Annotated in this window: 16 protein-coding genes; 10 read left to right on the plus strand and 6 right to left on the minus strand. The window is 63.8% G+C overall.

Annotation, left to right across the window (positions count from 1 at the left end; translation table 11 throughout):
• From ACN4F8_RS16920 to ACN4F8_RS16930, 3 genes are all read right to left on the minus strand, one after another.
• On the minus strand, window positions 1-2,444 hold a 2,444-nt coding region (locus ACN4F8_RS16920), incomplete at its 3' end, for an efflux RND transporter permease subunit (RefSeq protein WP_419474632.1).
• An 85-nt stretch (window positions 2,445-2,529) separates the two neighbouring features.
• Complete coding sequence (locus tag ACN4F8_RS16925) at window positions 2,530-3,543, minus strand: efflux RND transporter periplasmic adaptor subunit (RefSeq protein WP_419474633.1); 1,014 nt, start codon at window positions 3,541-3,543, stop codon at window positions 2,530-2,532.
• The gene (locus ACN4F8_RS16930; protein ID WP_419474634.1) at window positions 3,540-5,054 is read right to left on the minus strand and encodes an efflux transporter outer membrane subunit; all 1,515 of its coding nucleotides are present in this window, start codon (window positions 5,052-5,054) and stop codon (window positions 3,540-3,542) included. The genes ACN4F8_RS16925 and ACN4F8_RS16930 overlap by 4 nt, the downstream gene beginning before the upstream one ends.
• Window positions 5,055-5,283: 229 nt before the next feature.
• On the opposite strand from ACN4F8_RS16930, the gene ACN4F8_RS16935 reads away from it, so the two are divergent.
• The 9 genes from ACN4F8_RS16935 (at window position 5,284) to ACN4F8_RS16975 (ending at window position 14,076) form a co-directional block, all read left to right on the plus strand.
• Window positions 5,284-6,111 carry an SDR family NAD(P)-dependent oxidoreductase gene (locus tag ACN4F8_RS16935; RefSeq protein WP_419474635.1) on the plus strand — a complete coding sequence of 276 codons (828 nt, stop codon included), beginning with the start codon at window positions 5,284-5,286 and terminating at the stop codon, window positions 6,109-6,111.
• A gap of 45 nt (window positions 6,112-6,156) precedes the next feature.
• Window positions 6,157-6,819 (plus strand): TetR/AcrR family transcriptional regulator, encoded by a 663-nt coding sequence (locus tag ACN4F8_RS16940; protein ID WP_419474636.1) that lies wholly within the window; start codon window positions 6,157-6,159, stop codon window positions 6,817-6,819.
• A 138-nt stretch (window positions 6,820-6,957) separates the two neighbouring features.
• Window positions 6,958-7,968: a quinone oxidoreductase family protein gene (locus ACN4F8_RS16945; RefSeq protein WP_419474637.1), complete on the plus strand. Its 1,011-nt coding sequence runs from the start codon at window positions 6,958-6,960 to the stop codon at window positions 7,966-7,968.
• A gap of 31 nt (window positions 7,969-7,999) precedes the next feature.
• Window positions 8,000-8,356: a YciI family protein gene (locus ACN4F8_RS16950; RefSeq protein WP_419474638.1), complete on the plus strand. Its 357-nt coding sequence runs from the start codon at window positions 8,000-8,002 to the stop codon at window positions 8,354-8,356.
• Entirely contained in the window at window positions 8,353-9,606 is a 1,254-nt protein-coding gene (locus ACN4F8_RS16955) for an RNA polymerase sigma factor (protein WP_419474639.1), read from the plus strand. The genes ACN4F8_RS16950 and ACN4F8_RS16955 overlap by 4 nt, the downstream gene beginning before the upstream one ends.
• A 127-nt stretch (window positions 9,607-9,733) precedes the next feature.
• Window positions 9,734-10,186 carry a hypothetical protein gene (locus tag ACN4F8_RS16960; RefSeq protein ID WP_419474640.1) on the plus strand — a complete coding sequence of 151 codons (453 nt, stop codon included), beginning with the start codon at window positions 9,734-9,736 and terminating at the stop codon, window positions 10,184-10,186.
• Window positions 10,187-10,230: 44 nt separating this feature from the next.
• On the plus strand, window positions 10,231-10,590 hold the full coding sequence (locus ACN4F8_RS16965; RefSeq protein ID WP_419474641.1) for a YciI family protein: 360 nt from the start codon (window positions 10,231-10,233) through the stop codon (window positions 10,588-10,590).
• A gap of 5 nt (window positions 10,591-10,595) precedes the next feature.
• Window positions 10,596-11,816 (plus strand): RNA polymerase sigma factor, encoded by a 1,221-nt coding sequence (locus ACN4F8_RS16970; RefSeq protein ID WP_419474642.1) that lies wholly within the window; start codon window positions 10,596-10,598, stop codon window positions 11,814-11,816.
• A 508-nt stretch (window positions 11,817-12,324) separates the two neighbouring features.
• A complete protein-coding gene (locus tag ACN4F8_RS16975) occupies window positions 12,325-14,076 on the plus strand; it encodes an AAA family ATPase (RefSeq protein ID WP_419474643.1) in 1,752 nt (583 codons plus the stop codon).
• Window positions 14,077-14,100: 24 nt separating this feature from the next.
• On the opposite strand, the gene ACN4F8_RS16980 is transcribed toward ACN4F8_RS16975, so the two are convergent.
• The gene (locus tag ACN4F8_RS16980) at window positions 14,101-14,571 is read right to left on the minus strand and encodes a hypothetical protein (protein WP_419474644.1); all 471 of its coding nucleotides are present in this window, start codon (window positions 14,569-14,571) and stop codon (window positions 14,101-14,103) included.
• 651 nt (window positions 14,572-15,222) lie between these two features.
• Between ACN4F8_RS16980 and ACN4F8_RS16985 the strand changes: the two genes are divergently transcribed.
• Complete coding sequence (locus tag ACN4F8_RS16985) at window positions 15,223-15,576, plus strand: hypothetical protein (RefSeq protein WP_419474645.1); 354 nt, start codon at window positions 15,223-15,225, stop codon at window positions 15,574-15,576.
• An 82-nt stretch (window positions 15,577-15,658) separates the two neighbouring features.
• Here ACN4F8_RS16985 and ACN4F8_RS16990 read toward each other — a convergent pair whose 3' ends face one another.
• Together ACN4F8_RS16990 and ACN4F8_RS16995 are read right to left on the minus strand one after the other, a co-directional pair.
• Window positions 15,659-16,699 carry a hypothetical protein gene (locus ACN4F8_RS16990; protein ID WP_419474646.1) on the minus strand — a complete coding sequence of 347 codons (1,041 nt, stop codon included), beginning with the start codon at window positions 16,697-16,699 and terminating at the stop codon, window positions 15,659-15,661.
• 150 nt (window positions 16,700-16,849) lie between these two features.
• A partial coding sequence (locus tag ACN4F8_RS16995; protein WP_419474647.1) for a hypothetical protein occupies window positions 16,850-17,856 on the minus strand: 1,007 nt, incomplete at its 5' end.

The raw sequence follows: 17,856 nt of genomic DNA on the forward strand, positions 1-17,856 counted from the left end.
CGCACGGTCAATGCCAGATCGCGGTTGCGCCGCCACAGCACAGGGTCCTCGAAGGTCGGCTCCAGCCGAGCTACCTGCGACAACGGCACGACCGCTCCTGTGCGACTGAACAGGTTGATGTCCTGCAGGCGCTGCAGCGCCAGGCGTTCCACGGGCTCTCCTCGCAACACGACATCGATCAACTCCTCACCACGGCGAATCTGCGTCACCGGGGCGCCCGACAGCACGGTCTGCAACTGGGCCGAGATGTCGGCACTGCTCAGGCCGGTCAGCCGCGCCTGGTGCTGGTCGACCACCAGGCGCGTGGTCCGCACCTGTTCGTTCCAGTCCAGCTGCGTGTCGCGCACCAAAGGGCTCAGCCTCACCGTGTCGCGCACCCGCTCGGCGATGTGGCGGACCTGCGCTGCGTCGGGTCCGATCACGCGAAACTGCACCGGAAAACCCACCGGAGGCCCGAACTCGAAGCGGGTCACGCGCCCGCGCAGGTCCGGGAACTGCTCCCCCTCGGCGAACAGGCGCAGCAAACGCTGGCGCACAGCCTCGCGGTCTTCGATGCTGGCGGTCTGCACGATGAGCTGCGCAAACCCGGGGTTGGGCAGATCGGCGCTGATCGACAGGAAAAAGCGCGGTGCACCTGCGCCCACATACGCGGTGAACTGCGTGATCTGCGGGTCTTTGGCGAGCACCTGCTCCAGGCGGACCACCTGCGCCTGCGTGGCGCCAAACGACGAGCCTTCGCGCAGCCGAAGGTCCACGATGAGTTCGAGCCGGGACGCGGTGGGGAAAAACTGCTGCTGCACCACACCCATGCCGGCGATGGCCGCCAGAAACAGCACCACCGTGCCACCGAGCACCCAGCGCCGCCGCGTCACGCACCAACGCACGGCGGCGCGCAACCTTCGGTAGACCGGGCGTTCGTAAGGATCGGCTCCTGCCGAGCTGCCGTGTGACTTCAAGCTGGACGGCAGCAACAACACGCCCAGGTAGGGCGTGAACACCACCGCCACCACCCACGAGGCCATGAGCGCCAGGCCGACCACCCAGAAGATGCCGCCGGCGTACTCACCTGCTATGGATTTCGCGAAACCCACCGGCATGAAACCGGCGACGGTGACCAGCGTACCGGTGAGCATCGGAAATGCGGTGGAGATGTAGGCGAAGGTGGCTGCACGCACCCGGTCCCAGCCCTGCTCCATTTTCACCACCATCATTTCCACCGCGATGATGGCGTCGTCCACCAGCAGCCCCAGCGCAATGATCAGTGCCCCCAGCGAGATGCGGTCCAGGTTCCAGCCGGCGGCCCACATGACAGTGGCCACGATCGCCAGCACCAGCGGCACGGAGGCCGCCACCACAACACCGGTGCGCCAGCCCAGAAACAGAAAACACACGGCCAGCACGATGGCCAGCGCTTCGAGAAACGATTTTTCGAATTCCCACACGGACGCATCGACCACCCGCGGCTGGTCAGCCACTTTCAGCACCTCCACACCCACCGGCAGCGCCGTCTGCAGCTGGGCCATGCGCGCGTCCAGCGCGGCACCGATCTCCAGCAAGTTGCCGCTGCGCTCGAAGGTGATGGCCAGCATCAGCACCGGCTGACCGCCGTGGCGCACGGTGAACGCAGGTGGGTCTTCCAGACCGCTGGAGACCTGCGCCACATCGCTCAGCCGCAGCAGGCGCCCGCCCGCTTCAATGGGCACGTTGGCCACCTCGGATGCGTCGCGCAGCCCGGAACCGAGGCGCACGAACACGCGGTCGCTGCGACCTTCGGTGGCGCCGGCCGGGTGCAAACCGTTCTGCCGCGCGAGGGCCTCAGTCAGCACCTGTGGGCTCAGGCCCATGGCGGCCAGTCTCTGGCTGCTGTACTCCACCCAGACACGTTCGGGCTGACGCCCCACCAGATCGACCTTGGTCACACCGGGCACCGACTGCACCCCACGCTTGAGGTCTTCGGTGAGGGCCTGCAGCTCGGGCCAGCGCAACTCGGGCGCCGCCACGGCGTACAGCACGCTGATCACATCGGTGAACTCGTCGTTGTAGAACGGGCCGCGCACCCCTTCTGGAAACTCGTGCCTCACATCGCCGATCTTTTTGCGCGCGAGGTACCACGCGCGCTCCAGCTGGTCTTTGGGCGTGCCGCCCTTCATCCAGAAGTTCAGGCCCCCATACCCCTGGCGCGAGAAGCTGCGCACGTGGTCGATGCCCTCGATCTTCTGCAGCTCGCGTTCGATGCGGTTGAGCACCTGGTCCTGCATCTGCTGCGCGCTCGCACCGGGCCAGGCCACCACGACCGTCATGGTGGGCACATTGAACACCGGGTCTTCGAGCCGACCCAGGCGGGTGAACGAGAACGCGCCCACCAGCAAGCTTGCTATCAAGAGAAAGAGCACCAGCGAACGGTGCGACACCGCCCACGCCGAGAGGTTGAATCGCGCGTTCATGGAGCGCTGCCCGCCGTGACCCCGTCCAGCGGGCGGCGCACCGGGCGCACGCGCAGGCTGGCGTCAAGCTTTTGCGCACCCACGCTCACCACCAAGGCGCCGTCGGGCAGACCCTCGACCCGCACCGCGCACTGCCCTGATGGACCAGCGTGATGCTCTGACGCGTGAGCGCGCCACTGTCCGCGTTGACGAGCCACACCGCCGCAGGTCCGCCGGTGCTCAGCAGCGCGGACAGTGGCAACTCGACTGCGGTTTTTCCGCCGCGACGGGTCAACACCACGTCGGCGGTCGCGCCCAGGCGCAAGGCAGGCGGTGCGTTGGCGATGGTGTAGCGCGCGCGGTAGGTGCGTGTGGAAGCCGCGGCGCTGGGTGCGAGTTCGCGCAGGTGGAGTGCGAGGGTTGGCGTGTTTGACGCATCACCCTGCCGCACCTCGGCCTGGTACTCACTCAGCGAAGCCGCCAGTCCCTCGGGCACATCCACCACCACGTCGAGCTCACCAGCGCGTGCCACCGTCAGCACCCCCTGACCTTCCGAAACCACCTGTCCGACCTCCAGGCGCTGCGAGGTCACAACGCCATCGAACGGCGCCACCAGTTCGGCGTACCCCTGCCGGTTTCGAGCCAGTTCGAGCTGGCTGCGCGCCTGCGTCAGCCTTCCTGACGCCCCATCGGCGCGGGCCTGTTGGCGCTCGGCGTCGGCACCACCCACCGAGCCATCCTGCAACAGGCGGCCAAATCGCGCTGCGTCGCTCGCGCTCTGCGCGGCATCCACCTCGGCAGCACGTAATTGCCCCGAAGCGGCCTGCAACGCCAAGCGGTAGTCGACCGAGTCGATGCGGGCCAGCACCTGACCCCGACGCACGCGCTGCCCCACATCGACCAGCCGCTCGCTCACCTTGCCACCGAGCCTGAACGCAAGGTCGCTCTCGATGCGAGGTCGCACGACCCCACTGAGCACACGCGCCAGTTCGTGAGGCGCGGCGCGCACCTCGGTCACGTACACAGCCGGTACCACCGGTGGTGCAGCGGCTTGCGGCGTGCAGGCGGCAGTCAACGCCGCTGTCAACATGAGCGTGGTCAGCTGGGTGGCGGAGTTCATGGTTTGCTCACTTTCTGTGGAGAGACGGCCGCCAGTCCTGGTGCTGTCCAGCCGCCGCCAAGCGCCTTGAACAATTGCAGAGAACCCAGCGCGGTTTGAAGGCGGCTGTCTGTCTCGGCCAGTTCGGCCGAGAGCAAACCGCGTTGCACATCCAGCCTTTGCAACAGATCGATCTGACCTTCGCGCAGCAGCGCATCGGCGTGGCGCAGCGCGGTGCGGCGCTCGTCCAGAGCAGCCCCCAGCGCCGCAGCACGCTGGCGCTCCTGCTCCAGCGCCACCAGGCTGTCCTCCACATCTTTCAAAGCACCCAGAACCGCTCGCTCGTACTCCAGCGTGACCCCGCGCTGCCGGGCATCCTGGCGCTGCACAGCGGCCCGCAGCCGCCCGGCATTGAAGAGCGGCAGGCTGAAAGCCAGGGCACTCTGGCTGAAGCGCACCGGTGACAGGCCGCTGCCATTGAGTCGCAGGTCCTGGCGACCCAGCACCGCAGCCAGGAAGAACTTCGGCCACAGGTCTGCCTCGGCTTCCCGAAGGCGTGCGGCCTCGGCCATGAACCGCCGTTCGGCCACCCGCAGGTCGGGCCGTCGTTGCAGCAGTTCCAGGGGCTGACCGACCGGCATCGGCGCGGGCGCGGGCAAGCCGGCTGGCCGGTCCGCATCCAGCGCTCGCACCGGTACGCCAGGGCTCTGACCCAGCAACAACGCGATCTGGTGCTCGATCACGCTCACAAGCGCGCGCAGCGGGGGCAGTTGTGCCTGCAGCGCGTGGACCTCGCCGGCCGCGCGGCTGACGTCGAACCGGCTGGCTTGGCCCAGCACCTCGCGGCTGCGCACCAGGCGCTCGGTGTCGCGTTGCGCTTGCAGCAGGCGCTCCAGGGTTTCCAGACGCAGGCGGGTGCCCTGCCACAGCAGGTATTGCCGTGCGAGCTCGGTGTGCAGCAGCCAGCGCGCCGCGTCCACGCCCAGCGCGGCGGTTTGTGCATCCAGATCGGCCGCTTCCGCAGCGGCACGCGCCGCACCGAACACGTCGACCTCCCAGCCCAGCTCCAGCGCTGCGCGGTAAGCCCGTGTGTCGGGTGAGCCCTGTTTGACAGTTGTCGGCAAACCACTGCGCTCGTCGGAGGCGGATGCCGCGAGCGCCAGCGTGGGCAGCAGGCGCGAGGCTGCCTGCGTGCTGCCCGCGCGCGCCTCTCGCACACGTTCCAGGGCGATGCGAACGTCCAGGTTGTTGCTCTGAGCCTGAGCGATCAATGCGCTCAGGGTCGAATCCCCAAGCGTCGCCCACCATGCGGCTTCATCAAAGCCGGCCTTGCGCTCGTCTGCAGCATGACGATACGCGTGGCCCTGCGCCGAATGGGTGTCGGGCGCGGAGGGAGCGATATGCGCACAACCGCCCATGGCACCGACGACCAGAGGCAGGAGCACCAGAACAGCGGCCCGGGGCAGTCTTTGTCGAACACCGGCAACTGCGGTCGGTGCAAGCGGGGCGGGAATGAAGGCGAAGGTGGGCATCGCGGCTCCTGGTCCATGTTGAAGCAAAGACTTCGGCGTCTTTTGTTGACACTGTCTACAAGTGTGCCGCACACTGTAGACACCGTCAACATGACGGTGGGGTTTTTCTTCGTTTCTTCCAGACACAACCGGAGGTATTCATGCACCACACGCTGTTTGCAGTTTTTTCTGTGATGTTTTCTGGCGCCTGCCCAGTGCTCCTGACAGGCCATGGACACGGAGCATCGCAATGAGCGCGGATCCCATCCAGCTCCCTCAAGACCCACCCACCTGGGCGGTGGTGACGGGCGCCTCTGAAGGCATTGGTCGTGCCTTTGCGCAAGCATTGGCTGCGCGCGGGTACTCGCTGGTTCTGGTGGCTCGCCGAGGCCCGCTGCTGGTGGCGTTGGCGAATGAATTGAAAGGCGCCTATGGGACCGAATGTCCGGTGTTCGAAGCCGACCTCGCGCGCCCGGGATCGATCGCCTCGCTGGTCATGGCCACCTGCCGCCTTGACGTGGACATGCTGGTGGCGGCAGCAGGGTTCGGAACATCGGGCGATCTGCTGGATGCGCCCCTGGAGGCCGAACTGGGCATGCTGGATCTCAATTGTTCTTCGGTGCTGGCACTGTGCTGGCACTTCGGCCAGCGCTTTCGCCAGCGTGGGGGTGGAAACATAGTGCTGATGAGCTCGCTGCTGGCCTTTCATGGGGTGCCGCGTGCGGCCCACTACGCCGCCACCAAAGCCTATGTGCAGACGCTGGCCGAGGGTTTGCGCGTGGAGTTGGCGCCCTACGGCATCGATGTGATCGCCAGCGCTCCTGGTCCGGTTGCCACGGGCTTCGCTCTGCGCGCCAACCTCAAAATGTCGCGCGCGTTGGATCCACAAGTGGTCGCACGCCAGACCCTGCATGCACTGGGTCGCAAGACCACTGTGCGCCCAGGATGGCTGTCCAAGCTGCTGGGCTGGTCGTTGGCCATCCTTCCGCGTTGGGGCCAGGTGCGGGTGATCACCCAGGTGATGAAGGGAATGACCGCACACCAGGATCGGGAGCGCGAAGCGAGCCAGCTGCGCTGATGGTGCGTGTTAGCCTCAAGTGTCTTTCCCAGCCCCGACACCTGAATGCCCCGCAAGAAGGAAACCCCCTCCCCACCCCTGGATCTGCGCGACGCCTGCGTGGAGGCTGCGCGCGAGGCCATCGCGGCGCACGGCATCGAGAACCTGAGCCTGCGCGATGTGGCACGCCGCCTCGGGGTGTCACACCAGGCGCCCTACCGCCACTACCCGAGCCGAGACCACTTGCTGGCCGAGGTGATGCGGCGTTGTTTCGAGCGCTTTGCGGCTTTTCTGGACGCCCGTGAGCCGCACGACGATGCCCGGCAGGACCTGGAAGCGCTCGGTCGGCAATACCTGGGTTTTGCGCAGATGCACCCACTGGAATACCGGCTGATGTTCAGCACGCCCTGGCCAGAGGCTGCCGAGCACCCGGACCTGGTGCGCGACGCCACCCACACTTTTGACATCCTGCGCCAGGTGCTGCGCCGCGTGCATGGCGCAGGTGCGCAGCGCGAGGCGGTGGACCTCGATGCGCTCTACATCTGGTCGACCATGCACGGTCTCGCCGGTGTGATGAATGGCAACTGCATCGGACAGCTCGATCTCAGCGACACGGTCCACAGACAAGCGGTGGAACACGCCATGTCGATGGTCGATCTGGGTCTTGCCGCGAGGGCGACTGCCCCCGCTTCCAAAGCTCCGCCGACCAAGCGCCGTCAAGCGACCTGACAGTTCCTGAACAGCGACGCTCGGGGTTGAGGTGTACATCGCCGGGATTTTTCACCTCCCGATGTCCATCCACTGCGCGCCTGCGCATCAACAAGGCAAGGCGGCATGTCGCTGCCTCCAACCCTTGCTGGAGATGCCATGAACCTGCCTTCCAAAATGGTCGTCGCGCTTGCGCGCCATTCAGGCCCGAGCCATGTGCTGCAGATCGAAACCGTGCCCCGACCCGACCCGGGTGCGGGTCAGGTTCTGGTCCGCGTCGAATCTGCTTCTGTGAACTACGCCGACGTGAAGCGCCGCCGGGGTGATGCTTACCCCTTCCCAACCACTTTCCCATTCGTGCCGGGCTCCGAAGTCGTGGGAGAGGTGGTGGCGCTGGGCGCGGGCGTCCCGGGCCCAGCGCCGGGCTCGCGGGTGTTGGCGCTGGTCGGTGGCGACGGCCAGGGTGGCTACGCGCAATTCGCGCTGGCATTCGCACCGCAGGTGATGCCGTTGCCCGATGGGCTGCTGCCAGAGCAAGCCATCGGACTGCTCGTGGCCGGCACGACCGCCATGCTGCTGATCCGCCGCGTGGCCCGCCTACAGGCAGGCGAGTCGGTGCTGATTCCGGCGGCGCATGGCGCGGTGGGCGGCTACGCCGTGCAGTTGGCGCGCCTGGCCGGCGCGTCGCGCATCATCACGTTGGGCAGTCGGTTGCCACCGCCGCTGGCCGATCACCATGTCGACAGCAGCCAGCCCGGGTGGGCAGACGCCGTGCTGGCGGCCACCGAAGGCCGCGGGGTGGATGTGTTGCTGGAGGCCAGCGGTGGGCCGCAACTGGCGGAGGGATTGCGTGCGCTGGCGCCATTCGGTCGAGCCGTGGTGTATGGCGCTGCCAGCGGACAAGATGCCGCGCTCGATGCCGCCACCGTGCGCCGCTGGCTGTACGCACCGGCGCCCAACCAGGCCATCACCGCGTTCAACCTCGGGGGCTGGTTCATGCACCGTCCCGACGCGGCTGGCCAGGCGGTGGGTGAGATGATCGGCCTGCTCGCCAGCGGCCAGGTGACAGCACCCGTGGTACAGCACTTCCCTTTGGCGCAAGCCGCCCTCGCCCACCACCGGCTGGAGAGCCGCCAAACCACCGGCAAGCTGGTGTTGAAACCCTGGTGATCGAACCTGCCCAACCCGAGGGAGACGCATCATGCAATTCGTGCTCACGTTCAACCAGCCGATCGAAGAGATCGAGCGCCACGAAGACCCCGCCCTGGCAGCCCAGGCGCTGGCACCCTGGAAAAGCTACATGGACGACATGGCCGCCGCCGGGGTGATGCGCGGGGGCAACCGCCTTGCCGCCCCCTGGACGGCAACCACGGTGCGCTGGCGCGGTGGCCAACGCCTGATCCAGGACGGCCCGTTCGCCGACACCAAGGAGCTGGCCGCCGGCTATGTGGTGATCGAGGTGTCCTCGTTCGACGAAGCCCTGCGCTGGGCCGAGCGCAGCCCCAGCAGCAGCACCGGCAGCACCGAAATTCGCCCGGTGGCTGCAACACCCACATGACTCTGGACACAGACTCAGTGGCCCGCGCCGCTGCCGAGGTGGCGGCGCGGCAGTCTTACGGCAAGCTGTTGTCCTGGCTGGCCTGGCAATGGCGCGACATCGCCGCAGCGGAAGATGCGCTGTCCGACGCGCTGGCCCTGGCCCTGGAACATTGGCCCCGGCAGGGAGTGCCCCATGCGCCCGAAGCGTGGCTCATGACGACTGCGAAGCGCCAGCTGCTGCAGCACGCGCGCCGGCGCCGGCTGGAGGAAGACCCCGCGTCCACCGTGCTGCTGGCTGGCATGGACGCGTTCGCGCACGAAGTCCCTGCGGTGCCCGACGACCGCCTGCGTCTGATGTTCGTGTGTGCCCATCCGGCCATCGATCCTGCGGTGCGTTGCGCGCTCATGCTGCAAACCCAGCTGGGACTGGACGCAGCAGCCATCGCGCGCGTGAGCGTGGTGTCGCCCGAAGCGATGGCCAAGCGCCTGGTGCGCGCCAAGGCCAAGATCAAGGCCACCGGCCTGCGCTTTGAGTGGCCTGACGCCGACGAGCTGCCCGACCGTGTGGATGCGGTGCTGGACGCAATCTATGGCGCCTTCACCCTGGGCGCCGACGCACCAGAGGACCACGGCTTGCACGGTTTGACAGAGGAGGCGCTCTACCTCGCACGCCTGATGGCCGCGCGCCTGCCCGACCACAGCGAGTGCCTGGGCCTGCAAGCGTTGCTGATGCTCTGCCATGCCCGCCGCCGGGCGCAGCGAGATGAACACAGGCGTTTCGTGCCCTTGGACCAGCAGGACCCGGCGCGCTGGGACCACCCGATGCGGCAGGCGGGGTTGGCCGTGTTGGCGCAGGCAGCGCGGCTGGAGCAGCACGGGCCATTCCAGATCGAAGCGGCCATTCAGGCCGCTCACACCGAACGCCTGCTCGGCGGTGAGGCCAGTTGGCAACACATCGTGCGGCTGTACGACCGACTGCTGCGGCTGCACCCGTCGGTGGGGGCGCGCACCGCGCGCGCGGTGGCGCTTTGGCAGGCGCAACAGGACTGCGAAGCCGCTTTGGCCGCGCTCGACGAGCTCGCAGCCGATGTGCCGGCCACGTTGCAACACCAACCCTGGTGGGCGGCGCGTGCGCATGTGTTGACGGGTGCGGGGCGGGTGCGGGATGCGGCGGATGCACTTGCCAAGGCCAGAGCCCTCAGTGCATCGCCTGCATTGCGTGATCACTTTGACCAGCAGATGCTGGCACTGGGTGCACGGCTTCACTGACCAGGGTACACAGACAAAAGAAAAACGACTCTTATGTCGATCTGACCCGCACCCAAGTGTCATCCCTGTGAGAAGCGACCAGACCCGGGCATCCCGCGCGGGCGCCGCCTCTCATCAGGAGATCGACATGCAGGCATTGATGGAAACCCCGCCCGGACGTTCCGGGACACCCCTGTGGTTCTGGAGCATGGCGGCTTTCGGGCTGCTCTGGAACCTGTACGGCGTCTACCAGTTCGCCGGTTCGCTCGGCGCCACCACGCAGTCGCTGGTGGCCGCAGGCATGACGCCTGCTCAGGCCGAGGTGTACCTGGCCTTGCCCGCCTGGATCAGCACGGTGTTTGCTGTGGGCGTCCTGGGTGGCCTTGTGGGCAGCTTGGCGCTGCTGGCTCGGCGCCGTTGGGCCGCTCCGTTGTTCACCGCTTCTTTGGTCGGCTATGCGCTTCTGCTGGCGGGCGATGCCTACCATGGCGTCTTCGACAGCATGCCCAGCCAACTGGCCATCCTCGCCTTTGTGGTGTTGGTAGCCGTTGGGCTGTTGATGACCACCCGACTCGCCAGCCGCCGCGGGTTGCTGGATTGACCCTTCGCCTTGTTCGTTCAATCAACCTATTGAGGATGAATCCCATGCAATACATGCTGCTGCTCAACGAAACCCAGAGCGAGTTCGACCAACGCAACCACCCGGAGCACGCCCAGGCTTATTGGGGTGGCTGGAACGCATTCATCGGCGCCATGGCGCAGGCGGGCGTCATCGTCAACGGCGACGGCTTGCACGGCCCGCAAACTGCCACCACCGTGCGTGTGCGCGACGGCAAACGCCTGGTGCAGGACGGCCCCTTCGCCGACACCAAGGAGCAATTGGGCGGCTACTTTGTCATCGAGGTGGCCGATCTCGACGCCGCTCTGGCCTGGGCCGCGCGTGCACCCTCGGCCTCGTATGCCTCGGTGGAAGTGCGCCCGGTGATGCCACCGCCGGGCGCCTGAGTCCCTTGGACGCACAGCGCGCGGCCGAGCAGGCAGCACGCGCCTCTTACGGGCGCTTGCTGTCCATCCTGGCCGCGCGCTCGCGCGACATTGCGGCCAGCGAAGACGCCTTGTCCGAAGCCTTCATGGCCGCCCTGCGCACCTGGCCAGACGCCGGCGTGCCGCTCAATCCCGAGGCGTGGCTGCTCACCGCCGCGCGCAACCACACAAAGAACGCGGCGCGCCATCAGGTGGTGGTGGACGGTGCTGCCGCCGACCTCGCGTTGCTGTTGGACGAGATGGCCCCGGACGAGGAGAGCTTGCCGGACGATCGGCTCAAGCTGCTCTTCGTCTGCGCGCACCCCGCCATCGACGAGGGCGTGCGCACGCCGCTCATGCTGCAGACCGTGTTGGGTCTGGATGCGCAGCAGATCGGCGCGGCCTTCCTGGTGGCGCCCACCACCATGGGGCAGCGCCTGGTGCGTGCAAAGACCAAAATCCGAGACACCGGTCTTCGCTTCGAGCTCCCCGATGCGGACGACCTGCCCGAGCGCCTGCACGATGTGCTCAATGCCATCTATGCCGCCTACGGTACCAGCTGGGATGCCATCTCGGGCGCCGAAGTCGGAGCGCGCGATCTGGCCGATGAAGCGGTTTTTTTGTGCCGCTTGCTGGTGGGCTTGCTCCCGCAGGAGCCCGAGCCACGGGGGCTGTTGGCGTTGATGCTGCATTGCGAAGCGCGCCATGCAGCGCGCCGCGGCGCCGGGGGCGAATTCGTGCCGTTGAAAGCGCAGGACGTGCGCCTGTGGTCGCGCGACATGATCGTGGAGGCCGAAGGCCACCTGGTCACCGCGTCAAAAGCCGGCCGCTTCGGGCGGTTCCAGTGTGAAGCGGCGATCCAGTCGGTCCACGCACAGCGCGCGCTCACGGGCCATCTCAACCACGCGGCCTTGCTCACGCTCTATGGCTTGCTGGCCACCCACTGTCCCAGCGTGGGTGTGCTGGTGGGCCAGGCCGCAGCCATGGTGGATGCGGGCGAGCCCAAGCATGCGCTGCAGGTTCTGGAGCGTCTTGCCGGCGAAGACGTGGCGCAATACCAACCGTACTGGGTGACACTGGCCACGGCACGGACTGTCTGTGGCGAACAGGAAGCGGCACACCAGGCATGGCAGCGAGCAATCGGTTTGACGGAAGACGCATCCATTCGCGCCTTCCTGGGACACAACGCCATCCCTCGAATGGACTAGGCTTAGCTCCCATTGCGCTGACCGCCCGGGGAAAAAGCCGCTGGCGAGCGAAACCTCTTTCATGTAAATCTGCAGGCGGGCGATCTTGCAGGTGCCGTCGCGTTGGCGCCGAGCCAGGTAAAAATACGCGAGATCATCCACTCGACCGCCGTGCCTGCGGTGCCCTTGTTCTTGGCGGCCACGCGCACAACCGCGCCATCCACATCCCTTGAAAAGCCCCTGCACACGTTGAGATGCGGCGATCTTGGCTGCCATCCTGTGACCTGACAAGCGGTCATCTCGAGCATGTTTCCCTATGAGGACAGTTGTCAGAAAGTGTCCTGTCTCGCATCTGAATATCACCTACACAGCTTCGCAGCGGTAGCTTCAGCCTGAGGGACTTGCAAGCTGTTTCGAGCAGCGGTAACGTACGCTCAAGTGGGCGGACATCACCTCGATTCCCCGCCTTGTTGGTTGCTCTCCGAAGGCTGCGCGCAGCTTGAACCGCAACGTTCTTGTGGAGAGCAGCATGGAAACAGCACATCCGGAATCCGGCATTCCCTCCAGGGCCCAAGCCCTTTTCCCCGAAGCCGAGTTCAAGCTCAGGCACCCCCTCTTCCAGGCCATGCCGTACCCGCTGGGTGCCGACCCGCGCCTGCTGGAGCTCGAGAAGTTCGTCTCGCAATCTCTGGACCCAGAGACCAGTGAGACGCTGCGTCACGCATCCATCCGCTACGTGGGCCGATGGCTCCACGACAGCTCGTTTGATGTGGGAAGGGAGACGCTCTTCACGGATTTCTTCCTGCTGCTTGAAAGCACACCCTGGTCCATCGGGAAGATGCACGCTTTCGCCACCGCCTACCTCACGGCGAACGGCATTCGCATCGAGAGACGACGCGAGACAGGATCAGAGCCGCGAGCGTTCAAGCTGGTGCAGGGTCAACGAACGCTTCCCATTGGCGAGACACTGGGCGACCCTTTCGCCTGGTGCATGAAGCGGTTCTCGGACTTCGTCGAGATGTACCCCTGGACAGAAGGGGTGACACTGGGGACCTCGGCCTGTTTCAAGGCAGCCGATATGCTTTTCATGTACGTGCAGCACGGACTTCACCCCAACGGGGAGTGGTCTTTGATGGGCCGCAAGAGGTTCATGCAGACGGAGGGCTACACCGTCTGGACCGCACTCTCCCTGGCGCTGACCCGCACAGACCGGGCCGCGCAGTTGCCCTCGCGAAGAGACTCTCTGGAGCGCGGCATGCACGATGTGGTGCTTGGTCAAATTGAAGATGCTTTCACACCCGCCCCTGCTGCACCAAAGTGCGGGGAGCTCGTGCGGGACCCGGAAGGCTCCGACCTGTGCTTCAAGCCTGCAGCAGACAGCTCGGGCCCCAAGGCACCGGTCTTGACCGTGGTCCGCGGTCAGGTTCCCCCCGCCGCCGATCCCGGTGACCGCCAGACGTTGGAGCGCTTCAAGCCGCTGGAGTCGCCTCTGCCGGTGGCCCTCATGCCCTCGGTCGCTCAGCTCGAGGAAAGCCGGTCAAGGCTGGTGCGCGAATTCCCATGGGCAAGAATTACCATCCACATCATCTTCAGCGAGCTCAACACGCGGAGAAGCTTTGGCTCGCTGGTGTTTCACTTGCGCCCTGTGCTCCTGCTCGGACCTCCCGGCATCGGCAAGACGCGGTTCGCCAGGCGGTTTGCCGAAGAGATGGCCCTGGGCTTTCGGGCGATCGGCCTTGCCGGCATGTCCGACGTCCGCTCACTCACCGGTACCGCGCGGGGGTGGTCCACTGGCCAGCCCTCCGTCTTGCTGGAGCCGCTGCTGAACAACAAATCGGCATCGAGCTTGGTGCTGCTTGATGAGATCGAAAAGGCCGTCGACGGTGGAAGCAAGACCCCAGCCGCCGCAGACTTCCTGTTGGGCTTGCTGGAGCCGGAGAACGCGCGCAATTGGTTCGACTCGTTCCTGCAGACGGAGTGCGACCTCTCGCGCCTGGTATTCATCGCCACGGCCAACTCACTGGCCGGGCTCTCAGGGCCGCTGCTTTCCCGCCTCACGGTGCTGGATTTCGGGCGACCGACGCCAGAGGACATCCGTGGGGTCGTTCCGTTTGCGTTGCAAGACATCGCGAAAGACTGGGAGCTGCCGAAGGACGTGTTCGATGCAGTGGTTCCACCCATCGATGTCGACGTGTCCAACATGCGCGACCTCAAGGTGTGGCTGACTTGGTACCTTGCGGAATGGGCGGAAGCGCATTTGTCCACAAGGCGGCATCATTGAGAGGAGCCAGCGCTGCATTGCTTTTCAGACAGGTCGAATGCTGTGCAGCGCCTTACGAAGCAGCTCGCCGTGAACAGGTTCGAGCACCTTCCGTTCATAGCGCCTGATCAAGCGCAGAACCGACTCTCGAGTCGATCGAGAACGATAGCGAACGATCCAATTCGTTCCTTGACGTGCCACCAGGTAAGAGGGGACGAACTGCCAAGGATTAAGGCGCCATGGCCATATGACCTCTAAGGTGAAACGGACACCTGCGGTCCGGATCAATGCGAGTGAAAACCAACTCAAGATTTCCGCCTCAACAAGACATTCATCTATGGCTCCCGCAGTCTCCCCTTCTCGGCTCAACTGCAGATGATTCCATCGGACATCTTGATAAGGATGCGGCCATTCGCGGTCATAGCAAGCCAGGAAACAAGCGTCGTTGCGTTGAACGCCAAAATTGATCATCGTTTGATGGAGCGCAACGCTCACCACATCGACTGCTTCGTTCATGCATCTGCCTCGAGGATTCAGACCCATCTGGCCACGAACCCTCAGGATCCCGTTCACATGGCTTTTGCAAGTCTCGCTGAGCCATTTCAGCGCCTCGTTCGCTCGTTCGACAGTGACCGTGCTAACTGGCAAGCACGTTGAGGATCGATTTGTGTCCCTGTACGCGCTATTTGCAAGCGGTGTCGGATCGAACGTCCGCGACTTTCCCGTCATGTCCAACTCAACTACACGTTCATGCATATTGGGACAGCGCGTCATGGTGTCATTCCATAAAGTCCAGCGACGCACTTGCACGGGAAAAGCCGATGCTTGTGAGGCAGGTTGCCATGGAGTGGGCCACCACCATGCATGATGCTGCAAGAACAATTGACGTGGCAAAGGTGCAATCTCTTTGGCACGGTTGTCGATCATCGGTCCCACCACACCTATGACACGCTTGAGTTCCTCATCTCGCAAAGATGTGTTCAACATTGCCCACGAACTTCCACAGTGGGGGCACGCCATCGGGGACAAGATAACGCTACGTATGGTGGGTTCATAGACTCTTGCGCAGGATGTGCAGCGACGACTTAGTCGGCACTGATGGTATGGACAAGACATGGCCCCTGGGTACTGAAAGTACACACTGTGAAACCCGAAGCTGAGACACCTATGGCAAAACCACAGCTCTCTGGTACTGGCGAAAACAACCTCTTGAACTTGGTGAGGGCTGCCACCAACGGCATGGATGAAATCGGTGTATCCAAGACCCATCAGAATGGCCAGCTTGTGCAGCACAGGCCTTCGCTTCAGCAGTTCAGGATGAACACCCGCCTCGGACAACTGCGGCGTAATGGCTATCGGGTCATTGGGGATCGGTTCTGCAGTGGAGAATTCGGTGCCTCCGACAAGGAGCGACGTCTCCAGCGAAGCTACCCCAAGCATTTGGCGCATTTCGGTTTGACTGACTTGGTACTTCACCGACCATCTGTTAAGTCGCGAGAACAAGGACTCGGAAGCACATAGACCCGACACAAAACCGCGCTCCTCAGGGGGATGAGATGGTTGCTGGTGACTGACCCGCGCTCGCACTTTTAACTCCTCGCATCTAAGTCGACTGCACCTTCTTTGCTTTTTCGTCTTTTTGCTTCTCATCCCGGACTTCAACGTAGTACTGCAAAACGGTTGCAAAGTTTGTTGACTTGAGACAGTCGATCACCGCGGGCAGACCGAGATTGCGAGGATCTATGCCAGTTTGTGTAATGTGATAAAGGAGCGCCAGCAGCCAACTGCGCAAGTACTGCATGGGGATCCGAACGTCGTCAGTGATGTTCTGTGCCAGTGCGACTGAGCGCACAGCGGTCACCATGATCGGCGCCCAAGAGAAGAGACGCCAACCTAAGGAGAATGCCTTAGGGGCAATCTTGTTGGCGACACTCAACTCCCCGTTCTCACTTTCGTCATCAAAGCCAATCAACACCCTCTCCAGCTCCTCGAGGCGAACGCCTGAGTACTCATGGGTTTTGGTGGCGAACCGACCAATATTCTGAAACTTTCCGCTAGCGAGCCAACGCCCTTTCACATCTGACAACTCGGGCTGGCCCACCAACAAGAAAAAGGGACGAAGTGCGTAGCGCTCCATTTCATTGAACAGGAAAAGCATCTGTGCGTACTCTGGGTCGGTCAAGATATGCGCCTCGTCAACAAAAAAGGCCACCCGCTTGGTCCCGATGTGTGCGGCTTCGGCTCGAATGTGAGAGATCAGGCGTGAACGAAGTACTGCCAAGTCACGGTGGGTGATTGCATCTGTCCCGGACTGACGCAGGCGATCCTGGAGGAACAGCCGCCCGGATCGACGGTCATCGTCGGCAATCGTCCACGACAGCACCATGATGGGGTATCCAACTTCTTCAGCCAACACGCCTTGCAAGAAGCCCAGCGCTTTGGATTTGCCGATGCGCTGCCGACCAATCACAAGCATACCGGGCGAGTCCAACCGAATCTGCTTGACTACAACATGCACCAAGGATTCGATTTCGGGAGTCCAAACCGAAGACTGGTCGAGCAAGTCATAGCTTGGCAATGTATCGCCTGATCCGTTTGGAGTTGAACTAACGCCGCTGGTAAAAGATCTTCCTGGATTGCCCATGTCAAGCTCCTTAAGTATGGGCCCTCAAATGGACCCGCTCACAATGCGCATGATTTCTTTGGCTAGGCGGGGCCAGCCAAAACCCCCATGCGAACGAACTGAATTCCAAGTCCGCTGCCACCACTCAGATCCTCAAGTGCAAGTTCGGTTTTACCGAACGCGACGCTGCCGTACAGGACGAAGGACGATCACGTTTTGCATCGCCTTATCGGCGTCCGACGGATCGCTCGTGGCGAAGCCTTCCTGGGCCTTTTTCTCGGCTGCGAATTTCGGCGCAGGCTGTCGGCCTGCAAGCGTTTCACTTGCCGACAGCGCACTGACTTCCTCGACGTACTCGCCGTAAGCCGTCGAGAATCCCTGTGGCAAGTCCGCAAGGTGGTCTCGAAGGTGAAACATGAACTCCGCGAGCTGAAGCGCCCGGAGTTTGTCGGTAGGCGCTTTGCCGCGCAGATACTTCAAGACCGCAACAATCAAGTGGTCGTGGTGCTTCACGTTGACATATCCCTTTTTGGACAAGGCCCGTGCAAGGCGCCGAAAACGTAAGGTGTGAGGAACTTTGCCCCACTCTCCCTCAGCGTTGATTGACATCACCTCGGTGCCGTTCTGCGCGTCGTAAAGCCAAACTTTGCGCAGATCTTTTCCCACCCTCAAATGAAACTTTTTTCCAATCCAGTCAATGTGCTTTTGAAGGTCGGGGGCGCTGTATCGACATCCTTGATAGTTCACAAATGGCAGCCGCCCTTCCTTCAGGGATGCCTTCACCGTCGCGTTGTACTTGCCAACAAACATGTGCGCGCGCTGCTGACTGGTCGGAAGGTGGTTCAGTCGAATCGCGCCCGTTCGCAGTTGCCGTTCAATAGTCTGTAAGGGTGTCGAGTAGTGAGAAGCACGAGCAGGCTCGGCATTTCTGTTGCGCAAAAAGCTGTCGATCGTTGCCTCAAGTTCGTCGACATCAAGCGAATGGGTGGCAGAGTTCTTCGCCCTTGAGCGCACAGGATCCCTTGGGTGTGCACCCGTAGCTCCCGGCAATTCGCGCATCACGCGTTTGGCGATTTGTCCAATTGGGTATTTCGGACCAACGTGACCGCTGGTTTCGGTATCGTGACCGAGGATTTCGGCCCATCGTGACCGACTCCGTTGTCGGTTCATCGTGACCG

The sequence above is a fragment of the Hydrogenophaga sp. genome (assembly GCF_048549895.1).
In the GTDB taxonomy this organism is placed as follows: Bacteria; Pseudomonadota; Gammaproteobacteria; order Burkholderiales; family Burkholderiaceae_C; genus Hydrogenophaga.

Bases quoted from the DNA above. Each gene is read 5' to 3' on its own strand.
- ACN4F8_RS16925 (WP_419474633.1), bottom strand. From the start codon at position 3,543: ATGAACTCCGCCACCCAGCTGACCACGCTCATGTTGACAGCGGCGTTG.
- ACN4F8_RS16930 (WP_419474634.1), bottom strand. From the start codon at position 5,054: ATGCCCACCTTCGCCTTCATTCCCGCCCCGCTTGCACCGACCGCAGTT.
- ACN4F8_RS16935 (WP_419474635.1), top strand. From the start codon at position 5,284: ATGAGCGCGGATCCCATCCAGCTCCCTCAAGACCCACCCACCTGGGCG.
- ACN4F8_RS16940 (WP_419474636.1), top strand. From the start codon at position 6,157: ATGCCCCGCAAGAAGGAAACCCCCTCCCCACCCCTGGATCTGCGCGAC.
- ACN4F8_RS16945 (WP_419474637.1), top strand. From the start codon at position 6,958: ATGAACCTGCCTTCCAAAATGGTCGTCGCGCTTGCGCGCCATTCAGGC.
- ACN4F8_RS16950 (WP_419474638.1), top strand. From the start codon at position 8,000: ATGCAATTCGTGCTCACGTTCAACCAGCCGATCGAAGAGATCGAGCGC.
- ACN4F8_RS16955 (WP_419474639.1), top strand. From the start codon at position 8,353: ATGACTCTGGACACAGACTCAGTGGCCCGCGCCGCTGCCGAGGTGGCG.
- ACN4F8_RS16960 (WP_419474640.1), top strand. From the start codon at position 9,734: ATGCAGGCATTGATGGAAACCCCGCCCGGACGTTCCGGGACACCCCTG.
- ACN4F8_RS16965 (WP_419474641.1), top strand. From the start codon at position 10,231: ATGCAATACATGCTGCTGCTCAACGAAACCCAGAGCGAGTTCGACCAA.
- ACN4F8_RS16975 (WP_419474643.1), top strand. From the start codon at position 12,325: ATGGAAACAGCACATCCGGAATCCGGCATTCCCTCCAGGGCCCAAGCC.
- ACN4F8_RS16980 (WP_419474644.1), bottom strand. From the start codon at position 14,571: ATGAACGAAGCAGTCGATGTGGTGAGCGTTGCGCTCCATCAAACGATG.
- ACN4F8_RS16985 (WP_419474645.1), top strand. From the start codon at position 15,223: ATGGCAAAACCACAGCTCTCTGGTACTGGCGAAAACAACCTCTTGAAC.
- ACN4F8_RS16990 (WP_419474646.1), bottom strand. From the start codon at position 16,699: ATGGGCAATCCAGGAAGATCTTTTACCAGCGGCGTTAGTTCAACTCCA.